Origin of the sequence: Mesorhizobium sp. M0938 (assembly GCF_040319125.1) — a bacterium.
Taxonomy (GTDB): Bacteria; Pseudomonadota; Alphaproteobacteria; order Rhizobiales; family Rhizobiaceae; genus Mesorhizobium; species Mesorhizobium robiniae.
Map to the genome: position 1 here is coordinate 1 of NZ_JAMYNS010000057.1, position 846 is coordinate 846.

The 846-nt window shown below is 56.7% G+C and carries 1 protein-coding gene; it reads left to right on the top strand.

The genetic code is table 11. The features are described 5' to 3' along the window. A partial coding sequence (locus tag NKH73_RS32535) for an SDR family NAD(P)-dependent oxidoreductase (protein ID WP_352939612.1) occupies positions 1 to 817 on the top strand: 817 nt, incomplete at its 5' end. Positions 818 to 846 lie beyond the last annotated feature (29 nt).

The window sequence follows — 846 nt, forward strand, 5'->3', positions numbered from 1 at the left end:
ATTCTTGGGTAATCGGCTAGAAGGTAAGGTTGCCATCGTCACCGGCGGCAATCAAGGCATAGGGCGAGCAATTGCTGAGAAGCTCACTGATGAAGGCGCCATGGTTGTCGTGGGCGATCTGCGTGACGGCCGCTCCGCCGGTTCCGACGGCGTCGAGAGGCTCACGTTTATGTCTCTCGATGTCACAAAGGAGGTCTCGATTCGCACCTTCGTTGACGACGTCCTGCAGAAGTTTGGCAGGATCGACGTCCTAATCAACAATGCCGGTCTGGTCATTCATAAGTCGATCGACGAGCAGACTGCCGAGGATTGGGACAGGCTTATGGCGGTAAATCTCCGTGGCCCGTTTTTAATGGCGAAGTATGTCGTCCCGGAAATGAGGCGTACCGGCGCGGGAACGATCGTCAACATCGGATCGGTCGAGGGCTATATGGTCAACCCTTGGCATACTGCCTACGCCGCCACCAAGGCCGGCGTGCATGGTCTTACGCTGGGACTGGCAGTGGACCTCGGGCCGGATGGCATACGTTGTAATACCGTGTGCCCCGGTTGGATTGATACCGATCTTAATCGTGCGTACGTCGAGATGCACCCGGACCGAAGCTTGATCGAGCGGGAATTGGGACAACTTCACCCGGTGGGAAGGACTGGCTTTCCGAAGGATATAGCCAATGCGGTGCTTTGGTTGGCTAGCGAGGATTCCAGTTTCGTTAGCGGTGAAATGATCTCGGTCGACGGTGCGCGAACCAAAAAAATATCTCTGCCCGCGATCCTGGACGAGGAGTATCGGGCCAAACTGACGAAGGCGCGGGCATAGTGGGACTTCGGCGTCGAACGGGTTGCGAA